This is a genomic window from Arthrobacter sp. TmT3-37, assembly GCF_054510835.1.
The window spans coordinates 50,723-68,156 of record NZ_JBTNDU010000004.1; the positions used below are offsets into that span (position 1 = coordinate 50,723).

At 66.2% G+C, this 17,434-nt stretch carries 17 protein-coding genes; 5 read left to right on the plus strand and 12 right to left on the minus strand.

Annotated features, from left to right (window positions below; all coding sequences use genetic code 11):
• The first annotated feature begins 61 nt into the window (after positions 1–61).
• Positions 62–1,624, plus strand: a complete 1,563-nt coding sequence (locus tag ACX80U_RS07260; RefSeq protein ID WP_208739077.1) for an alanine/glycine:cation symporter family protein — start codon at positions 62–64, stop codon at positions 1,622–1,624.
• 187 nt (positions 1,625–1,811) lie between these two features.
• Here ACX80U_RS07260 and ACX80U_RS07265 read toward each other — a convergent pair whose 3' ends face one another.
• The 8 genes from ACX80U_RS07265 to ACX80U_RS07300 form a co-directional block, all read right to left on the minus strand.
• Positions 1,812–2,951 carry an MFS transporter gene (locus ACX80U_RS07265; protein WP_459267934.1) on the minus strand — a complete coding sequence of 380 codons (1,140 nt, stop codon included), beginning with the start codon at positions 2,949–2,951 and terminating at the stop codon, positions 1,812–1,814.
• A 67-nt stretch (positions 2,952–3,018) separates the two neighbouring features.
• Positions 3,019–3,915: a dihydrodipicolinate synthase family protein gene (locus tag ACX80U_RS07270; protein WP_459267935.1), complete on the minus strand. Its 897-nt coding sequence runs from the start codon at positions 3,913–3,915 to the stop codon at positions 3,019–3,021.
• 95 nt (positions 3,916–4,010) lie between these two features.
• The gene (locus ACX80U_RS07275) at positions 4,011–4,910 is read right to left on the minus strand and encodes an EamA family transporter (protein WP_459267936.1); all 900 of its coding nucleotides are present in this window, start codon (positions 4,908–4,910) and stop codon (positions 4,011–4,013) included.
• Positions 4,907–5,686, minus strand: a complete 780-nt coding sequence (locus ACX80U_RS07280) for a B3/B4 domain-containing protein (protein ID WP_459267937.1) — start codon at positions 5,684–5,686, stop codon at positions 4,907–4,909. The genes ACX80U_RS07275 and ACX80U_RS07280 overlap by 4 nt, the downstream gene beginning before the upstream one ends.
• Positions 5,679–6,281, minus strand: coding sequence for a helix-turn-helix domain-containing protein (locus tag ACX80U_RS07285; RefSeq protein WP_459267938.1), 603 nt, complete (start codon positions 6,279–6,281; stop codon positions 5,679–5,681). Before ACX80U_RS07285 ends, ACX80U_RS07280 begins: the two co-directional genes overlap by 8 nt.
• 142 nt (positions 6,282–6,423) lie before the next feature.
• Complete coding sequence (locus ACX80U_RS07290) at positions 6,424–9,375, minus strand: GH32 C-terminal domain-containing protein (RefSeq protein ID WP_459267939.1); 2,952 nt, start codon at positions 9,373–9,375, stop codon at positions 6,424–6,426.
• A gap of 113 nt (positions 9,376–9,488) precedes the next feature.
• On the minus strand, positions 9,489–10,439 hold the full coding sequence (locus ACX80U_RS07295) for a PfkB family carbohydrate kinase (protein WP_459267940.1): 951 nt from the start codon (positions 10,437–10,439) through the stop codon (positions 9,489–9,491).
• Positions 10,440–10,459: 20 nt separating this feature from the next.
• Positions 10,460–11,461, minus strand: a complete 1,002-nt coding sequence (locus tag ACX80U_RS07300) for a LacI family DNA-binding transcriptional regulator (RefSeq protein WP_459267941.1) — start codon at positions 11,459–11,461, stop codon at positions 10,460–10,462.
• 175 nt (positions 11,462–11,636) lie between these two features.
• Between ACX80U_RS07300 and ACX80U_RS07305 the strand changes: the two genes are divergently transcribed.
• The 4 genes from ACX80U_RS07305 (at position 11,637) to ACX80U_RS07320 (ending at position 14,982) form a co-directional block, all read left to right on the plus strand.
• The gene (locus tag ACX80U_RS07305) at positions 11,637–12,749 is read left to right on the plus strand and encodes a substrate-binding domain-containing protein (RefSeq protein WP_459267942.1); all 1,113 of its coding nucleotides are present in this window, start codon (positions 11,637–11,639) and stop codon (positions 12,747–12,749) included.
• A gap of 81 nt (positions 12,750–12,830) precedes the next feature.
• Complete coding sequence (locus ACX80U_RS07310; protein ID WP_133081417.1) at positions 12,831–13,874, plus strand: ABC transporter permease; 1,044 nt, start codon at positions 12,831–12,833, stop codon at positions 13,872–13,874.
• Positions 13,871–14,677, plus strand: coding sequence for an ATP-binding cassette domain-containing protein (locus ACX80U_RS07315; protein ID WP_133081416.1), 807 nt, complete (start codon positions 13,871–13,873; stop codon positions 14,675–14,677). Before ACX80U_RS07310 ends, ACX80U_RS07315 begins: the two co-directional genes overlap by 4 nt.
• Positions 14,674–14,982 (plus strand): putative quinol monooxygenase, encoded by a 309-nt coding sequence (locus ACX80U_RS07320; protein ID WP_459267943.1) that lies wholly within the window; start codon positions 14,674–14,676, stop codon positions 14,980–14,982. Before ACX80U_RS07315 ends, ACX80U_RS07320 begins: the two co-directional genes overlap by 4 nt.
• Positions 14,983–15,594: 612 nt before the next feature.
• Here ACX80U_RS07320 and ACX80U_RS07325 read toward each other — a convergent pair.
• From ACX80U_RS07325 to ACX80U_RS07340, 4 genes are all read right to left on the minus strand, one after another.
• Positions 15,595–15,768, minus strand: coding sequence for a CsbD family protein (locus tag ACX80U_RS07325; protein ID WP_133081414.1), 174 nt, complete (start codon positions 15,766–15,768; stop codon positions 15,595–15,597).
• Between the two features lie 63 nt (positions 15,769–15,831).
• Positions 15,832–16,449, minus strand: coding sequence for an alkaline shock response membrane anchor protein AmaP (gene amaP / locus ACX80U_RS07330; RefSeq protein ID WP_459267944.1), 618 nt, complete (start codon positions 16,447–16,449; stop codon positions 15,832–15,834).
• Positions 16,450–16,457: 8 nt separating this feature from the next.
• Positions 16,458–16,991 carry a DUF6286 domain-containing protein gene (locus ACX80U_RS07335; protein WP_459267945.1) on the minus strand — a complete coding sequence of 178 codons (534 nt, stop codon included), beginning with the start codon at positions 16,989–16,991 and terminating at the stop codon, positions 16,458–16,460.
• Positions 16,988–17,431 (minus strand): Asp23/Gls24 family envelope stress response protein, encoded by a 444-nt coding sequence (locus tag ACX80U_RS07340; protein ID WP_459267946.1) that lies wholly within the window; start codon positions 17,429–17,431, stop codon positions 16,988–16,990. Before ACX80U_RS07340 ends, ACX80U_RS07335 begins: the two co-directional genes overlap by 4 nt.
• Positions 17,432–17,434 lie beyond the last annotated feature (3 nt).

A 17,434-nucleotide genomic window follows, 5' to 3' on the forward strand; every position in this document is an offset into this window, starting at 1 on the left:
ATTTTCCGGTTCAGGACCGATTGTCATTGCGCTCCCGCTTCAGGCAGGGTTTCGTTGACGGATGACATTCGATGCAGGGTTTCCCAGGGCAGTGACCGAAGACGTCGGATGGCTGGCGGCCGTCGACGAGGCGATCAACAACGCCTTCGCGAAGCCCACCGAGATCTTCTCGGGCATCGTGTTCTTCCCGATCTCCATCGGGGATGTCAGCTTCCCCGCCGTCGTCGCCTGGCTCATCCTTGCCGGCATCGTCTGCACCATCTATTTCGGGGTCCCCCAGTTCCGCGGCCTGAAGGTCGGCTACGAAGTGGTTCGCGGACGCTACTCCTCCAAGGACGATCCGGGCGAGGTCCCGCACTTCCAGGCGCTCACCTCGGCACTCTCCGGAACCGTCGGCCTCGGCAATATCGCAGGTGTCGGCGCAGCGATGGCCCTCGGCGGCCCGGGAGCCACGTTCTGGATGATCTGCGCGGGGCTGATCGGCATGGCCACGAAGTTCGCCGAGTGCACGCTCGGCGTGAAGTACCGGGAGGTCCACGAGGACGGCAGCGTCAGCGGTGGTCCCTTCAAGTACCTGCCCATCGCGTTCCGGAAGCTGGGCCGCATCCCGGCGAAGATCCTGACCGGCGTCTTCGCCGTCGCCATCCTCATCTTCGGTCTGGCAGGCGGCAACATGTTCCAGGCCAACCAGACCTTCGCCCAGGTGCAGAACGTCACCGGTGGCGAGGACGGGTTCCTCGGGAGCGCCGGTGCCGCCCTCATCTTCGGTGTCGTGCTCGCGTTCTTCGTGGCGATCGTCATCCTCGGCGGCATCAAGTCGATCGGCGCCACGACGTCCCGGCTCGTCCCGGCCATGGGTGGCATCTACGTCCTGGCCTGCCTCTTCGTCATCATCGTGAACATCGAGCAGGTGCCCGCTGCGTTCGGTGCCATCATCGGCGGCGCATTCAACCCGCAGGGCATCGCGGGCGGCATCCTCGGCGTCCTGATCGTCGGCTTCCAGCGTGCGTCCTTCTCCAACGAGGCCGGCGTCGGCTCGGCAGCCATCGCCCACTCCGCGGTCAAGACCCGCCGTCCGGTCAGCGAGGGCTTCGTGGCCCTCTACGAGCCGCTCGTGGACACCGTGCTGATCTGCACCATGACCGCCCTCGCGATCGTGATCGCCGGTGCCCCGAGCCTGCAGGCGGGCATCGATCAGGTCCAGGGTGGCGGGGACACGCCCGATGGCGTCATCCTCACGTCGGACGCATTCGCGACGGTCCTGCCATGGTTCCCCATCGTCCTGGCCGTCGCCGTCGTCCTGTTCGCCTACTCGACTCTCATCACGTGGTCCTACTACGGACTCAAGGCCTGGGAGTACCTCTTCGGTCGTGGCAAGGTGGCGGAGCTGACCTACAAGGTCATCTTCCTGTTCTTCACGGTGGCCGGGTGCGTGCTGACCTTCAGCCAGGTCATCAGCTTCGCCGACGCCGCGCTGTTCGTCTGCGCCTTCGTGAACCTGCTCGGCGTGTACTTCCTGCTCCCCGTCATCAAGCGGGAGATGCGCGACTACCTGGCCGATCGCCGAAGCGGGAAGCTACTCCTCCTCGGCATCGAGAAGGACGAACTGCGGGCCGAGAAGTAGCTGATCTCCACCCGCCCGGTCCTGGGGCGGATGGACCACCTGCTCGGTGCTGGCGATGGCTGATCGGCTACACGGATGCGCCGATGGGTCGTCGTGGGGCAGGGGTGGAGGGAGCTCCCGCCGGTGCCTTCCTCGAGTGTGATCAAGACTGCTCGTGCCGCGACGGTACGGGGACGAACCAACCGGATCATCGGGGGAGTGCCCGCGTTCGTCCTCGCGTGCTGAACCCGGCGGCCAGGAGGGTAAGCGCTGCCGCCAGGACGAGCGGTGCCCAGCCGGCGGAACCTGTGATCGTACCGGCGGCGGCCGTGCCGGCGGATCCTGCCGCGATCTTGAGGGCGCCGACCCAGACAAAAACCTGCCCGCGTGCCGCGCGGGGCGCATATTCGCTGCGCGCGGCGAGTGTCGCCGCGAAGAACAGCGCGTTGGCGATCCCGGCCAGACCGAAAGCGAGAAGTGACGTCGGGAGGTCCTGCCCGAGAGCGACGAGTACCAAGGTGACGGCGACGAGGACGGACAGCAGGGTCATCAGCCGGTCGGCGTCCCCGCGCAGCGGTCGGAGCATCAGGCCTATTGATCCGAGCAGGTTTCCCACGCCGTATCCGGCGACCAGTCCACCGGCCGTGGATGCGCCGCCCATCCCCGGGGCGATCGCGACAGCGTGGATCGGAAGTGCTGCGACCGAGAAAGCGACGGTGGCGGTCAGGCCCAGGGTGCGCCGGAGCGGACCGTATCGCACGATACCCGCCAGGGTCCGTAGAGGTGAGGGGACATCGACCGCCGGGTCCGGCGGGGTCTGCCGGGGAAGCGCCAGCACTGCTCCTGCGCCGAGGACGGCTGCTGCGGCGAGGACCAGGGTTGCCGTCAGGGGGTGCGATGCCGCCGCGATCCACGCCACTGCGGCCGGTCCGAGTGTGCCGCTGAAACCATAGGTCGCCACATCCCAGCTTTGCGCCCTGCGCTGGGCGTGCTGGTCAGCCCCGGCGATGGACGGCAGGCGGCTACTGATGCCACCGGTGAGCATCGGCCCGAACATCCCGGAGACGAGGAGCAGGACAGCGGGCCAGAGTGCCCAGGTGACCGGCATGAGCAGCGCAGCGGCGCCCAGCAGTACGCCGTGGAGGACCGCGGACACCGCGATCACCGCACGCCCGTCACGGGCGGTGTCCAGGCGGCGGGCAATGAAAGGTCCGAGGAGGTGAGGCGCGGTGATCGACGCCCCGAGGAGCCCCGCGATCCAGCCGGGCATCCCGAGATCATGCGCCAGGAGCACGATGGCGACGACGGCGCCGCCGTCGGCGCTGCGCACCAGCGTCGCGGCGACCACGTACCGAATCAGCGCACGGTGTCGTCGGCCTGTCCCGCGCGGTACCCGGCGTGGCACTTCTGGGTGTCTACTCGTCGAGGCCGAGCTCATCGATGACCTCGGTGACCCGGTGACGCTGCTCCTTGGTCAGGCCCTGAAGAGGCAACGGCAGGCTTGCGGCGGGCGCTAGCCCGAGCTGCTCAGCGATAGCGGCGACGACCCTGATGCTTCCCCCGCACTCGGCGAACAGATCCCACAAGGGCGTGAGCCGCCGGGATTCGGTGGCGGCATCGGACATCCGGCCCTCCTGGGCTGCCCGGGTGATCGTCCGGGCGATGACCGGCAGGGTCCCGCCGATGACCGAGTACCAGGCGTCGCATCCGGCGGCCAGGCCGGCAGCTGCGCCGGCGTCTCCGGACACGCCGATGCTCACGTGATCGGGGATGACGGCTCTGATGCTCCTGACCCGTTCCCGTGCATGCTCGGGGTCCGCGGGTACCGCGGGGATCTTGATCGATGCGATGCCAGGCAGTGCAGCGATCCTCCCGTAGAGCTCCGGGGTGAACGTGAAATGAGTGGTTCCCGGGTTGTCGTACACGATCACGGGCAGTGACGAGTGTGTGGTGACGGCCCGGAAGAGCTCGAACACGTCATCGGGGGTGAGCGGCTGGTAGGTCATCGGCGCCAGCAGCAGGCCGGCTGCGCCGGCGTTCTCCGCGTTGGTTGCGTTGGCCAGGACATGGGAGGTCCGCAGGGCTCCGATACCGACGAAGACCGGGGTGCCAGCAGCGTGCGCGACGGCGAGTTGGGCGACACGGCGCCGTTCATCGGTATCGAGGTACGCGTACGAGCCGGTTGATCCCAGTGCCGTGATCGAGTCGACCCGAGCTGCCGCAAGGCGTTCGACCAGGCGGATGAAGGATTCTTCGTGCACGGCGTCGTGGTGAATGGGTGTGAGGGGGAAGGCGCTGAGCCCGGTGAACATGGGTGGACTCCCAGGGGGTGGGGGGTGGGGGGTGGGGAAGTGAGGGAAAGCGTGATGATGTACCGGACGCAGGGCAGGTCCTGTGCCGGAGGTGCCTAGCGCGTGGGGCCGAGCTCGGGCGTGCTGCGTGCTGGTTCGGCGTCCGGGGTTCGGCGGCCGCCGCGTTGGGCTGCGGCACCGGCAAGGACCACCAGGAGGATCCCGGCGAGCTGGATGGGGGAGGGTTGCTGGTGAAGGACGATCAGGCCGAGGAGGAGTCCCATCGCGGGTTCCAGCGACATGAGCGTTCCGAAGGCGGTGGCTGTCATGCGTCGGAGGGCCAGCATCTCCAGCGCGAAGGGCAGTACCGGCAGCAGGACGGCCAGGCCCGCAGCTGCTGCGAGGACGCCGAAGTCCAGGTGACCGACTGCCTGTGGGACCCCGATGACCGCAGCTGTCAGGGCGGCGACGGGGATGGTCAGGGACAGGGCGGATATGCCCGTGAACCGGTCGCCGATCCGCTGGGTGAGGATGATGTAGATACCCCATCCGATCGCGGCCAGTGCCGCGTACAGGACACCGATCAGGTTCACCTCGCCGTGCCAGGGCTCGGTGAGGAGGGCGACGCCGCACAGGGCGAGTCCTGGCCAGACCAGAGCGCGGGCCGAGTGGGTCCGCAGGGCGGCGACGGTGAGTGGACCGAGGAACTCGATCGCGACTGCGGTGCCCAGCGGAATGTATTCGAGTGCGGACAGGAACCCGACGGTCACCAGCCCGGTCGTCACCCCGAGCCCGAAGAGCACGGGCACGTCGGGGCGGCGCACCCTGGACAGGGGTGGTCGCGCGATGATCAGGAAGATCACCGCGCCCATGCTCAGCCGGAGCCAGGCCGTACCTGCCGCGCCGATCTGTCCGATGAGATCCACGGACAGCGCGGACCCGAGCTGCACCGACACCATCGCGGTGACCGCCAGCCCCCACGGAGGGACGGACACTCCTGCCCGTGAGCCGATCATGATCGACCGTTCTCGCTGGGCAGGCCGTGTGCGCTGGTAGTACCGGGTGCACCGGACGTGTCGGCGGTGATCAGGCGGCGGGCGATCGAGATCTGGGGTCCAAGCCGCTTCAGGTGGCCGCACAAGTCATCCGCAGCAGCGATCAGGGCCTCATCGGTCAGAGGTGCCAGCGCATCCAGGATGAACAGGGCCGATGTCGTGGAGTCCGTGAGCTGGGTTCGCCGTCCCTGTCGCCAGTTCCAGCGGCGGCACGTCACGCCGGCGTCATCACTCCACACCACCTCTCCGGGCTCGGGATGCTCGATGACCGTCTCTCCGTTGCTGGCGGTGTCGAAGATCTCGTTCCCGGTCGCGCGGATGAGGGCGGCGGAACCCTGGTACCGGGTGAGGTCCTCGCCGCCGAGGGGGATCCGGTGCAGCACCGAGACCGCGTTGTAGATGTCCGTCAGGCGGTTCACGCGCGGCAGGCCCGAAGGCGTGCGCCGCAGGAGCGCCTCGAGGCTGTTTCGGGTGCGGTTCGGCTTCGCGCCGAAGCCCTGGTACGCCTCCCGCCATGATGCGACCTGAGGGAGGTCCGTGACCTGTCGCTCCGCCAGCCAGGTGCCTGCAACCGCTTCTGCACGGCGCAGCAACGCCTCGCTCCCGGCGTCACCGGGGCCGGGAACCAGCCCGTCGACGGCGATCAGCAGTGCCCGATAGTCGGGGCGCAGCGCGGACACCGCCGTATCGACGCGGGCCGCGTCGAGGAATTCCTGAAGCTGCCGTCGCTCAGTCATGGGTGCCGTCCTTCTGGGTCAACCCGACACCGGGCTCGAAGACGGCCAGCGTGAAGCGTGTCGGGGTCCCGCCGTGGTTCACATAGCTGTGGTCCACATCGCCGGCGAAGGTCAATGCGTCACCCTCGCCCAGGGCGACGGGCTCGCCGGCCACGGTGACCGTGAGCGATCCCTGCTGCACCTGCAGGACTTCCATCGTTCCTGCCGCGTGGGCCTCGCTGGTGTGCTGTTCCTGCGCTTCGAGCGTCCAGTCCCACAGCTCGAGGACATCCGGTGAGCGGGTGCCCGCAACCAGGACCCCGGAGCCACCGAGGTCACCCGTCCACAAAGCAGCCCCTTCGCCGCTCCGGGTGACCAGCACAGGAGCGCTGTTGGGAGGTGCCACCAACTCCGGCAGCCCCACACCCAGGGCATCGCTGATCTTCAGCAGTGTCCCCACACTCGCATTGCTCGCACCCTGTTCGATGTTGACGATCATTCGGCGGCTCACGCCCGTCGCTTCCGCCAGTTGATCAAGGGTCAGCCGTCGGTTCAGGCGCTCATCCTTCACGCGCTCGCCGATCACCTTCGCAAGCATTGCAGCATCGATCGTCATGAGTGCATCATACTGCACTTCAAGTGCACTCTTTTAGGGGGAAGCATTGAGCGACTGTCACCAAGATTCGACCATCGGACAGGCACTGTCACAGGGAGAGCCGGTAGTCCTGCAGTGAGGACCACCGGCTCTCGACTCGTGGCTACTTCTTCGGCTTCTGCACGACGACGGTCTGCTTGGTCGTCTCGGTTGCTCCCTTGCTGTTCTCGAGCACCCCGGTGTACACGTACTTGCCCGGGGCTCTGTTGGTGATGTCCACTGCCGCGCTTTGTGATTGCGGGGTGTTCCAGGCGAGCTTCCGGGTGTGGATCTGCTCACCGTTCTCGTACAGGGTGAATCTCCTGCCGTTCTCCCCAGCCTCGAGGTTCATGTTCACGGTGTAGTTGCCGTCGTGCGGTCCTTTGTCCTTACCGTGATCGATGGACAGTTTGGCTTTCCCTGGTGCAGTGGTGGCCTTGTCCTCGGACTTGGGCGGTACTGGTCCGTGCCACATGGCCGGGGTCAGGGGGGTCACTGTCAGGCTCTCGAGCGTCGCAGATCCTCCTTGGGAGAACAGGCCGATCTGGTTGGCGCCGGCGTTCGGGAAGACCTGGTCGGTGACGGTTGTCAGTCCGTCGTCGGCGAAGACTTCGACGGATGCGCGGTCGACGTAGATCCGCATGGCGACCCGCCCGTCTTTCAGCGGGACGGGGGCGTCCTCGATGGATGAGAACGCGGGGTGGAACCCCTCATTTCCGGAGTTGGTCCGGTCGACGAAGAGCCTGCTGGTCTCGGCGTTGAAGCCGATCTTCGTGGCTTCGGTGCCGTCCCCGAGGACGCTGAGTCCGAAGGACTCGGCGTCGCCCGGGCTGAAGACGGCGTCGACCTGGACGACGTCGCCTGTCACGGGAAGTGTCTCCGTGCCCTCCGCGATCTTTCGGGGGCCCGTGGTGTAGGCGGCGTCGTCTTCGCGGAGGATGTCGATCTGGTCGACGACTTTCTGCACGAGGCGGGGGCCGTCTGCGGTTTCGGTCAGGCTCACTTCGCGGGGGAGTGCCATGGAGCTCCGCCAGGTGCTGGTGGGGATGTCGTTGGCGTAGTCCCAGTTGCTCATCCAGCCGAGCATGATCCTCTTGTTGTCGGGGACGTTGCTGAAGGAGACGGCTGCGTAGTAGTCCTTGCCCCAGTCGAGCCAGTCGTAGTTCTCAAGGCGGCTCGTGGCCGGTTCGTCGGAAAACATGAACTCGTCCGCGAGGATGTGGCCCCAGCCTCCGCGGTTGTTGTCGACGACCTTGATGCTGGCTTCCCGTCCCTCGAACTCGCTGACGTTCCAGCTCGTCCAGTCGAGGGTTTCGCTGTTGTTGCCGGTCGCCGTGCGGACGACTTCTCCGTCCACGACGAGGTTGACGGAGGTCTCGTCACTGCGGATCTGGGCGGGTTCGTCGCCGAGTACGACGTGGTCGAAGGTGAGGTGGCCCCATCCTCCGGAGGCGTTGTCCACGATCCTCAGGGTGGCCTGCTTGCCCAGGTAGGCGCTGACATCCCAGTTCTCCCAGTTGAGTGATCCGGAGTTCTTTCCGGTGGCGGTGTGGACGACTTGCCCATCGATGACCAGTTCGGCCTGCAGGGTTCCGTCGGTGCGTCGTCCGCCGCCGACGAGGAAGCTCAGGTTCGAGGTGTCGATGGTGAACTCGGGCGACGTGAGTGTCCCGACGTTGTTGTCGCCGTTGGGGCCGGCTTCGAAGGTGTTGATGCGGCCGGTGCCGATGGAGTTCTCGCCGCCGGCCGTGGATGGGTTGCGGGCTGCTTCGAAGTCGCCGTCGATGGACCACCCCTGGTCGGTCAGGGTGCCTTGGGCGTATTCGAAGCCGTTGAAGAGAAGGGTGCCAGGTGCTGGATCGTTCTCGAGCTGGCCGCCGGGTACGTGGGGGTGGTTGCCGCCGCCGACGAGGAAGTTGATGTGGTCCTGGCTGCCGACGGTGAAGGTGGGGGACTCGATGGTCCCGACGGGCCAGTCGCCGTCGTTGAATCCGTTGATCAGCCCTGCCCTGCTGTATCCGGAGACGGTCAGCTGTCCTGGGAGTGCCCCCGGGGCCGGGGTGTCGGACCAGGGGCCGTTCTTCCAGTTGCCGGGTTCGTTGTCGGCGGTCCAGCCGTTGTACGTTCCGTCGTCGAAGCCGGCGAAGGTCGTCCCGTCGGGGATGGAGTCCACCGGTTCGGTGGTGTCGGAGGTGAAGGTGGTGCCGTCGAAGTCGCCCACGAAGTACTGTCCGCCGCTTCCTCCTGCGACAGCTCCTGGGTTGAGGTTGACGACCATCACCCATTTGATGGTGTTGGGGTCGCCATCCACCGCAATGGGGAAGAGGTCGGGGCATTCCCAGATACCTGCTGTGGAGTTCGCGGGTCCGAAATCGCTGAGGTGGGTCCAGTCCTTGAGGTTGTCGCTCTTGTAGAGGACGACCTTGTGGTCGGCGGCCTCGACCGTCGTCATCACCCAGTACGACCCGGCGGGACCGTCGTAGCGGAACACCTTGGGATCCCGGAAGTTCGCGGAGTTCCGATCCAGGACCGGATTTCCCTCGTACTTCGTCCAGGTCTGGCCCTCATCAGTGCTGTAGGCGAGGGACTGGGCCTGGCGACCAGCCAGGGTCGGGTGCGCACCCGTGTAGGCACTGGTGTAGACGGCAACGAGTGGCGGATCCTCTGCCGTGCCGAACCCGGATGAATTGGTCTCATCGACCACGATCGAGCCCGAGAAGATGTCTTCGATCGCGACGCCCTCGGTGTTGACGGTCTGGGGGATGGCCAGGGGCTGCTCTTCCCACTGCAGGAGATCCGTGGAGGTGGCGTGTCCCCAGCTCATGTTTCCCCAGGTCGTACCGAAGGGATTGTGCTGGAAGAACAGGTGGTATTCGCCCTTGTAGTACACCATCCCGTTGGGATCGTTCATCCAGTTCTTCTCGGGACTGAAGTGGATGAACGGACGGTACTGCTGGGTTGCGGGATCGACAGGTGCTTCTTCGGCCAGGGCTGGGGCGCTGGCGGCAAGGAGCGAGGCCGCCAGAGCGGCAATCACTCCAGCAGTAAGGGTGTGGCTGCGGGTTCCGGACTTCATGGTCTAGGTACGCCCTTCATTGCGCGTGTCAGCTGGACTGACAACGTTGTCAATTTGTGATCGTGATGCTACGCACTGTCCGGCGGACAATTCAAGAGCGTTTGTCTTCCGCTTCAGCTGCCCGCAGTTGCAGGGGTCGCAGGCACCGGAGCACCGCGGCTTTCGTATGCCTCCGGGCGTTGCAGCAGGGCACCGTGTGTGCGGCAGGTGGCGGCTGCGATGAGCATTGCTTCAGCCAGCGCGGTGTCCATTGCTGCGGATGTCTCGGGCATCCCGTGTCGGGCGAGAGTCGAAAGGACCGAGGACAGGGTTGCGTCACCGGCGCCCATGGTGTCGACGATGCGTCCAGGGAGATCTGCCACGGGTTGGTGGACCTCAGGATGCAGGGCGTGCAGGATCGACGCTCCCTCGGGCCCCGCGGTGGCGAGGACGGTCGGCGCTCCGGCATCGAGGAGGCGCCGGCTGAAAGTATGGAGGTCCTCGTCGGCGAGAAGCCTGGCGTCGTCGTCGCCGACTTTGCTGAGAAGGCTCCGTGTCGCTACAGCTGTGAAGTTGGCCAGGAACAGATCCCTGTCGGCCAGCATCCCTGATCGGGGATTGGGATCGACCACGAGGCGGCGCTCCGGTTGCTCGATCAGTGCGGTGAGGGCGTCGACCTCGCTCTGGTTGTCGAAGGGGAAGCAGCTGACGGCGACGAGCGTCGCCCGTTCCACTGCTGCCCTGTGAACGCCCTGATACACGAGGGTTCGATGCCGGGCGGCCTGGTTGAAGACGTACCGGGGTTCGCCGTTCGTGCGGTCGGATACGGCGCGCGCGGTGCCATGGGGTGCGGGTGTTGCCAGAAGCTCCACGTCGTGATGGTCGAGGAAGTCCTTGATGCGTCGGCCGTCGGCGTCGTCACCGACCATGGCGACGAGGGTCGCGGGGACGCCGAGCAGGGTCAGTCCGACAGCTACGTTCAGTGCTGCCCCGCCGGGAAAGGATTGGGATCCGGATGGTTCGCGCAGTTCGTCGATGAGGGCGTCGCCGATCACGACGACGCTGCGGGTGGTCTGGGCTGTCATTGTGGTTCTTTCTGTCGTGCTCAGCGCTGAGCGGGGGAGATTTCACCACTGCCACGGACGATGAGGGTGGTCGGGATGATGCAGGTGCGCGGCGGTGCCACTTCTCCGTCGAGCCGGCCGATGAGGCGCTGAGCAGCGGTACGGCCGATGTCCTCCGGGTTCTGGGCCACGACGGTGACTCCTGGATCGAGCAGGTCCGAGAGTTGAAAGTCGTCGAAGCCCACAAGGGCTGTGCGTCGGTGTGCCTGGCGGGACCTCAGTGCCCGAATTGCACCGATGGTCACCAGGTTCTGGCTGCTGAAGACCGCCGTGGGTGGCGTGGGGGAGTCCAGCAGAGCGAGCATTGCCTGCGCTGCCGAATGTTCATCATGCAGATTCTCGATGACCGGGATGTCACCGGTCGGCACCCCTGCCCGCCCGAGAGCATCGAAGAAACCGCTGCGCCGCTGCGCCGCCGTGTAGATGTCACTGCGGTCTCCCAGGTAGGCGATGCGTCGATGGCCATGGTCGAGCAAGTGATTGGTAGCCGTCATCGCACCTTCACGGTTGTCACTCACGACGCAGTCCCCGGTGATGCCCGCCGGTTCGCGGTCGACGAAGACGATGGGGGTCCCGTGCCGCATCTCGGAGGCCAGGTATGACTGGTCGCGTGAAATGGTGGTGAGGATGAGGCCATCCACCCGCCGCCGGAGGAAGGCGGCCACCGACGCCTGTTCACGCTCAGGGTCATCGTCCAGGCTGGAGGCGAAAACGGCGATGCCACGCTCCAGCGCCAGATCCTCGATGGCGCGATGCATGGCTCCGGCAAAGGGGTTGTCGACGCTGCTCACCAGCAGGCCCAGGGTGCGCGTGCGTCCGTCTGCCCGCCGCAGGTTCCCGGCCTGTTCGTCGGGGTGGTAGTCCAGTGACCGCGCAGCATCCATCACCTTCGCGATCGTCGCGGCCGAGACGTTCGGTTCCTGGTTGATGACGCGGGAAACCGTCTTGATCCCCACGCCGGCCAGCGCGGCAACGTGGCGCATGGTGGGCCGTGATCGCGGAGACTGGTGGGAACCTGTGCCTGACATCGATGTCACGTTCTAATCTCCATCGTTCCTGAAAGGTTGACTGTGAGCCAGATCATAGTCTATACCTGACATGACATCGTTGTCAGGGAGGAGACCTCCCGCCACTAAAGGAGATTCAAGGATGAATCGCATGACGTCCCATCCATCCCCCTCGTTCCGCCGGCGTATGACGACAGCGGGCTCGATCGTGACACTTTCGCTTCTGGCCCTCACCGCATGCGGTGGGGGAGAGTCGTCCTCTTCGTCCGGCGACGGTGCAGCGTCGGGATCGGCTGACGGGCCGATCGGCGTCTCGCTGATCGTCAAGACCACGACCAACCCGTTCTTCGTCGCCATGCAGGAAGGCGCTGAGGCCGCGGCTGACGCCGAGGGCGTGGAGCTCACCGTCGCCGCCGGTGAGGAGGACGGTGACGAGGACACCCAGATCCAGGCCATCGAGAACGCGATCTCCAAGGGCGACGCCGGGATCCTCATCACGCCCAACGGCCCGGCAGTCGAGGACGCGTTGGCCAAGGCCCGGGACGCCGGCCTGTTCGTGATCGCCCTGGACACCCCGCCCTCAGAACCCGAGGCCGCAGACATCACCTTCGCGACCGACAACTTCGTCGCAGGCCAGGAGATCGGCAAGTGGACTGCAGCGAAGCTGGCGGGCGAAAAAGCCACCATCGCCATGATCGATCTGTTCGACGACAAGATCGTCTCCGTCGACTACAACCGTGACCAGGGCTTCCTGGATGGGATGGGTATCGACACTGCCGACGCCGAGAAGAACGGGGACGAGGAGAAGACCGGTTCCTACAGCGGTGGTGAGTACGAGATCGTCGGTAACGAAGCCTCCCAGGGAGCCGAGGACGGCGGCCGCACGGCAGCAGAGACACTGCTGAGCGCCAACCCCGACATCAACGTCGTCTACACCATCAACGAACCAGCCGCCTACGGCGCATACGAAGCCTTCAAGGCAGCCGGCAAGGAAGACGTCATCGTCGTCTCCGTCGACGGCGGGTGCGCAGGAGTCGGCCAGGTCGACGAGGGCATCATCGACGCCACCAGCCAGCAGTACCCCGTCAAGATGGCCGAACTCGGTGTACAGGCAATCGCCGAACTGGTCGAAACCGGCGAAGCACCCAAGCCGACCGACGGCAAGGAATTCTTCGACACGGGCGTCGCCCTGGTCACCAACGAGGCGCAGGACGGCCTCGAATCCATCGACGCCGCTGCAGCCAGCGACATCTGCTGGGGATAAAGCACCCCTCGACATAGCCGGTTCGCGGGTGGACACGCTCCCCGCGGACCGGCTATCAGCAACGACCAACGGAGTTCTTCCATGAACCAGTCAGTAAGAACGGCGCCCTCGTCGGGCAGTCACGACCTCGCCAGCGAGTTCCTCGACCGCACCACACCGCTCACACGCGTCCGCAACACCCTGCACCGCTACCCGGCGCTCAGCCCTGCCATCGTGCTGGTCATCGCCGTCATCGTCTTCGGCCTGCTCAACGAACGCTTCCTCGCCCCGGCCAACCTGTCCCTGATCACCCAGCAGGTCGCCGTCGTCGGCACCCTCGCCATCGCGCAGACCCTCATCATCCTGACCGCCGGCATCGATCTCTCCGTCGGCGCGGTCATGGTCCTGACCTCCATGGTCATAGCGCAGACCACCTCGCAGAACGGGGTCCCCGGATTCATCGGGCTGCTGCTCGGACTGGTCGTCGGTCTCGCCGCAGGCGCCTTCAACGCCTTCCTCGTCACCAAGTTCCGGCTTCCACCCTTCATCGTGACCCTTGGCACCCTGAACATCTTCATCGCCCTCACCCTGCTGTACTCGGCCGGAGCCACCGTCCGTGGATCCGAGATGCCCGGCGTGCTCACCGCCACCGGAACAACCTTCAGCCTCGCGGGCGTGAACATCACCAACGGCGTCGTCCTCATGCTCCTGCTCTACATCGCCGTCGCCCTCATCCTCGGGAAGACAGCGTGGGGCCGCCACGTCTACGCGGTCGGTGACGACAAGGAAGCGGCACGGCTCGCCGGTATCCGCGTCAACCGGGTCCTCGTCAGCGTCTACCTCGCGGCCGGTGCCATCCTCGCCGTGGGTGCCTGGATCCAGATCGGCCGCAGCAACGCAGCATCGCCCAATGCCGGCGCCGACCTGAACCTCGACTCCATCACCGCCGTCGTCATCGGCGGGACGAGCCTCTTCGGCGGACGCGGCACCGTCTGGGGAACCCTTCTCGGGGCCCTGATCGTCGGCGTGTTCCGCAATGGACTCTCCCTCGCCGGCCTCGACGTCCTCTGGCAGACCTTCGCCGTCGGCGTCCTCATCATCATCGCTGTCTCCGTGGACCAGTGGATCCGAAAGGTACGCAAATGACCGACGCCGTAAGCGCGACCCTCCCATCACCGAGCGGCGACTCCAGCCGGCAGCCCATCCTCGAGGCCCGCAACCTCGTGAAGACCTTCGGCAAGGTCGTCGGCCTCGACGGCGTCTCCCTGGCGCTCTACCCGGGTGAGGTGCTGGCCATCATCGGGGACAACGGGGCCGGAAAGTCGACCCTCATCAAATGCCTGACCGGCGCGGAGGTCCCGGACCAGGGCGAACTCCTCCTCGAAGGCCGACCGGTCAGCTTCAAGCGCCCGCAGGACGCCCGCCAGGCCGGTATCGAGACGGTCTACCAGAACCTCGCCGTGTCGCCCGCACTCGATGTAGCCGCGAACCTGTTCCTCGGACGGGAAGAGCGCCGCAAGGGCATCCTCGGTTCCGTCTTCCGGGTCGTCGACACCAAGGGCATGCGGCAGAAAGCGCGAGCCGAACTCGCCGAACTCGGCATCAGTACCCTGCAGGACGTCACTGTGCCCGTGGAGAACCTGTCGGGCGGTCAGCGCCAGGCCGTTGCGGTGGCCCGCGCTGCAGCTTTCGGATCGAAGGTCGTCGTGCTCGACGAACCGACCGCGGCGCTCGGCGTCCGGGAATCGAAGCAGGTCCTCGAACTGGTGAAGAACCTTCGAACCCGGGGCATCCCGGTCATCCTGATCAGCCACAACATGCCGCACGTCTTCGAGGTCGCGGACCGTATCCACATCCAGCGCCTCGGGAAGTGCGCCACGACCATCACGCCGCAGAGCCACACCATGACCGAAGCGGTCGCCATCATGACCGGAGCACAGACCGCATGACCTCACGGACGCAACCGACCATCGCCCTCTACGCCGAGTTCACCGCGCAGGACGGCAAAGCAGACGAAGTCCAGGCACTCCTGCTCGATCTCACCGCCAAGGTCCGGAACGAACCGGGGAACATCACCTTCGATCCCCACCGCCGGAAGGAGTCACCCAACGACTTCTTCGTCTACGAGATCTACCGCGACCAGCAAGCATTCGACGCACACATCAGCGCCGACTACGGCACGGTGTTCAACGCAGCACTCGCCCACCTGATCGTGGGGACCGGGTCCGCCCTGACCTTCCTCACACCCCTGTAACAACCGACACAGGAAGCCCCGAGGTCCGTGGAACCGGACCTCGGGGCTTCTGTCCTGCCTGAGGAAGGCCTGCAGTAGATACAGGGCTCACCGTCGTCGGAGTGCGCAACAATTCCTCCGACGATGGATCTGCGGTCCGATCGCTCGGTAGGGCACGGTGCAGGCGTGGCGTGAGCCGATCGCCCCGGGTTCCGGGCAGGCGATGTCGTCATCACCCCGATCTCATGCGTGGGAGACCGCCTCGTGCTGTTCGCCTTCGCATTCACCGTCGAGGACGATGCCATCACCCATCTGGCGATCGGGCCGGCCTGATCAACGAGAGCCGGGCGTGTGATCCCGCCTGCCGGAAGAGAAGAACCCCGGGCACTACGAAACCCGATCAGCCGGGGATACGGATAAGGGCCGTCTTCGCTCATGACGCCAGGAATCAGCGGTGTGACTCGGGACATCACTGCCGGGACGCGCCGCGGACTCGCGGCGGTGACGCTGCTTCATCGAAAAGCCCACGGCGCGGACTTCGAGGGCGTTGCTTCAAGCCCGTCCCGTACGAGGCGGATGGCGGAGCGCGAAGGAGCTGCCCGTCTTCCGCGGGCAGCTCCTTGCGGCCACAACCTATTTCCTGAAGGCGTCCTTGACGTCCTCGCCGGCGCTCTTCAGGTCGGCCTTGGCCTGGTCGGACTGGCCCTCGGCCTGGAGCCGCTCATTGTCGGTGGCCTTACCGAAGCCCTCCTTGGCCTTGCCGGCGGCCTTCTCGGCTGCATTCCTGATCTTGTCGTCCAGTCCCATGACGTTCTCCTTCGTGTGGTCGTACTTCTCGGTGACCGGCCGGCGGGTGCCGACCGGGGCTTGTCAGGCGCTGAGCGCGTCGGCACGGAAGGTGACCGAGGTGTCCTTTTTCGGGTCGGTCCTGATGTCCACTTCGATGGCCAGGGCCGCCGGCTGTTGACCGAGCGCATCACGTACGTCGCTCGTGACGCGCTGTTCGACGTCAGCGAGAACGCTCGGGATGTCCGCGTGGGAGGAAGCCGTGACGCGAACCGTGATGTCCGGTGTCCGCGACGACCCACGGACGACTGTCCGTGCTCCGGTCACGTCGTGGAGCTCGGCGACGCGGTCACTGATGGCCCCTTCGAGGAGGGTGGGTTTCAGGACGGTCAGCCCCCTGCTGTCCGGGTCCTCGATCTTCAGGGTGGATGCGCCATGCTTGCGCGGAATCTGTGCCAGGAGCCAGAGGACGGCGAAGATCCCGACAACGACTCCGGCCCCGATGAGCGCGATCGGGAGTAGCTGGGTTCGAGCGGTCAGCACGAGCACTGGCTGGTCGCTCGCCGGTGCTCGTAGCCCGCCGACGGCGACCCCTTCGAGCAGGCCGAGCCCGATGGAGGTGGCCAGGCCCCCTCCGACGAGGAGGATGATGCCGATGATGGTGAGCCAGACGCGATTGAGGCGCCCTGGGGTGTGTCGCATGATGGGTCCTAGTCCTTGTGAGCGCGGACACTCACCGATGCGCGGGGTGCGTGAGTGAGCTCCAGAGCGTCGATCCGGCGTTGCAGGGTGCGGGTGACGGTTGTCCTCAGATCGCGACGCTCCGATACGTAGGTCGCGACACGGATGTCCGCTTTCCGGTTGGTGACGGTGGCCGTGGCGGCATCGACGCCGTCGATCGACGTCGCGGTGTCGGCCAGGAGGGTCTCGAGCGCCTTGTTCCTGACCGCGGCCTGAGCCGTACCACCGTGCTGGATGACATGGGCGTCGTACGGGCCCGGTGTCAGGGCGATGACGATCAGGAGCAGCCCGGCCACCGCGGTGAGGATCGCGACGATCAACGTTGCCTGCCCGGACCAGGGCGCTTCTGCTGCCGCCATGGCTGTGTCGACGATGCGGGTGTCCCCGGAGACGGCTGTGGTTCCTGCCCACACGGCTGCCACCGAAGCGCCCAGGAGCAGGGCCGCGCAGATCATCGAGGGCGCGCTTCGCGTCGGGCGCCTGCGGATCGTGGTGCTGCTCATTCCAGCCTCCTGCGTGCTCGGTCGGTGCCTGTGACGAGGGCTTTGACGGTGATATCGACGCGACGCACGTGCAGGCCGGTCATCCGGGCAAGGGCGTCGGTGACGTGCCGGCGGATCTCCGTCGAGCGTGCGGCGATGTTCGCCGGGAACTCGAGTGCGACGTCGAGGACCACGGAGACGGTGGGGCCACTGAGATCGACGGACGCGTGCGGGCGATGCCGGCTGCCGACGCGCTGCCCTACTCCCAGTACCCCGCCGCCGGACCCGGTGACGAAGGGGAGCTCTGATGCGCTCTGCGCGGCGAGTTTCTCCACGACCTTCTCGGTGAGGGTGAGCGTCCCCCGGGTGGGTGCGGCCGGCGAGGGCCGGTGGGGTTCACGGCTCGTGGCAGCCCCTGGGTCGGGGCGAGACCCCACCCTCTCGGGTGTGATGATGGCCATGGG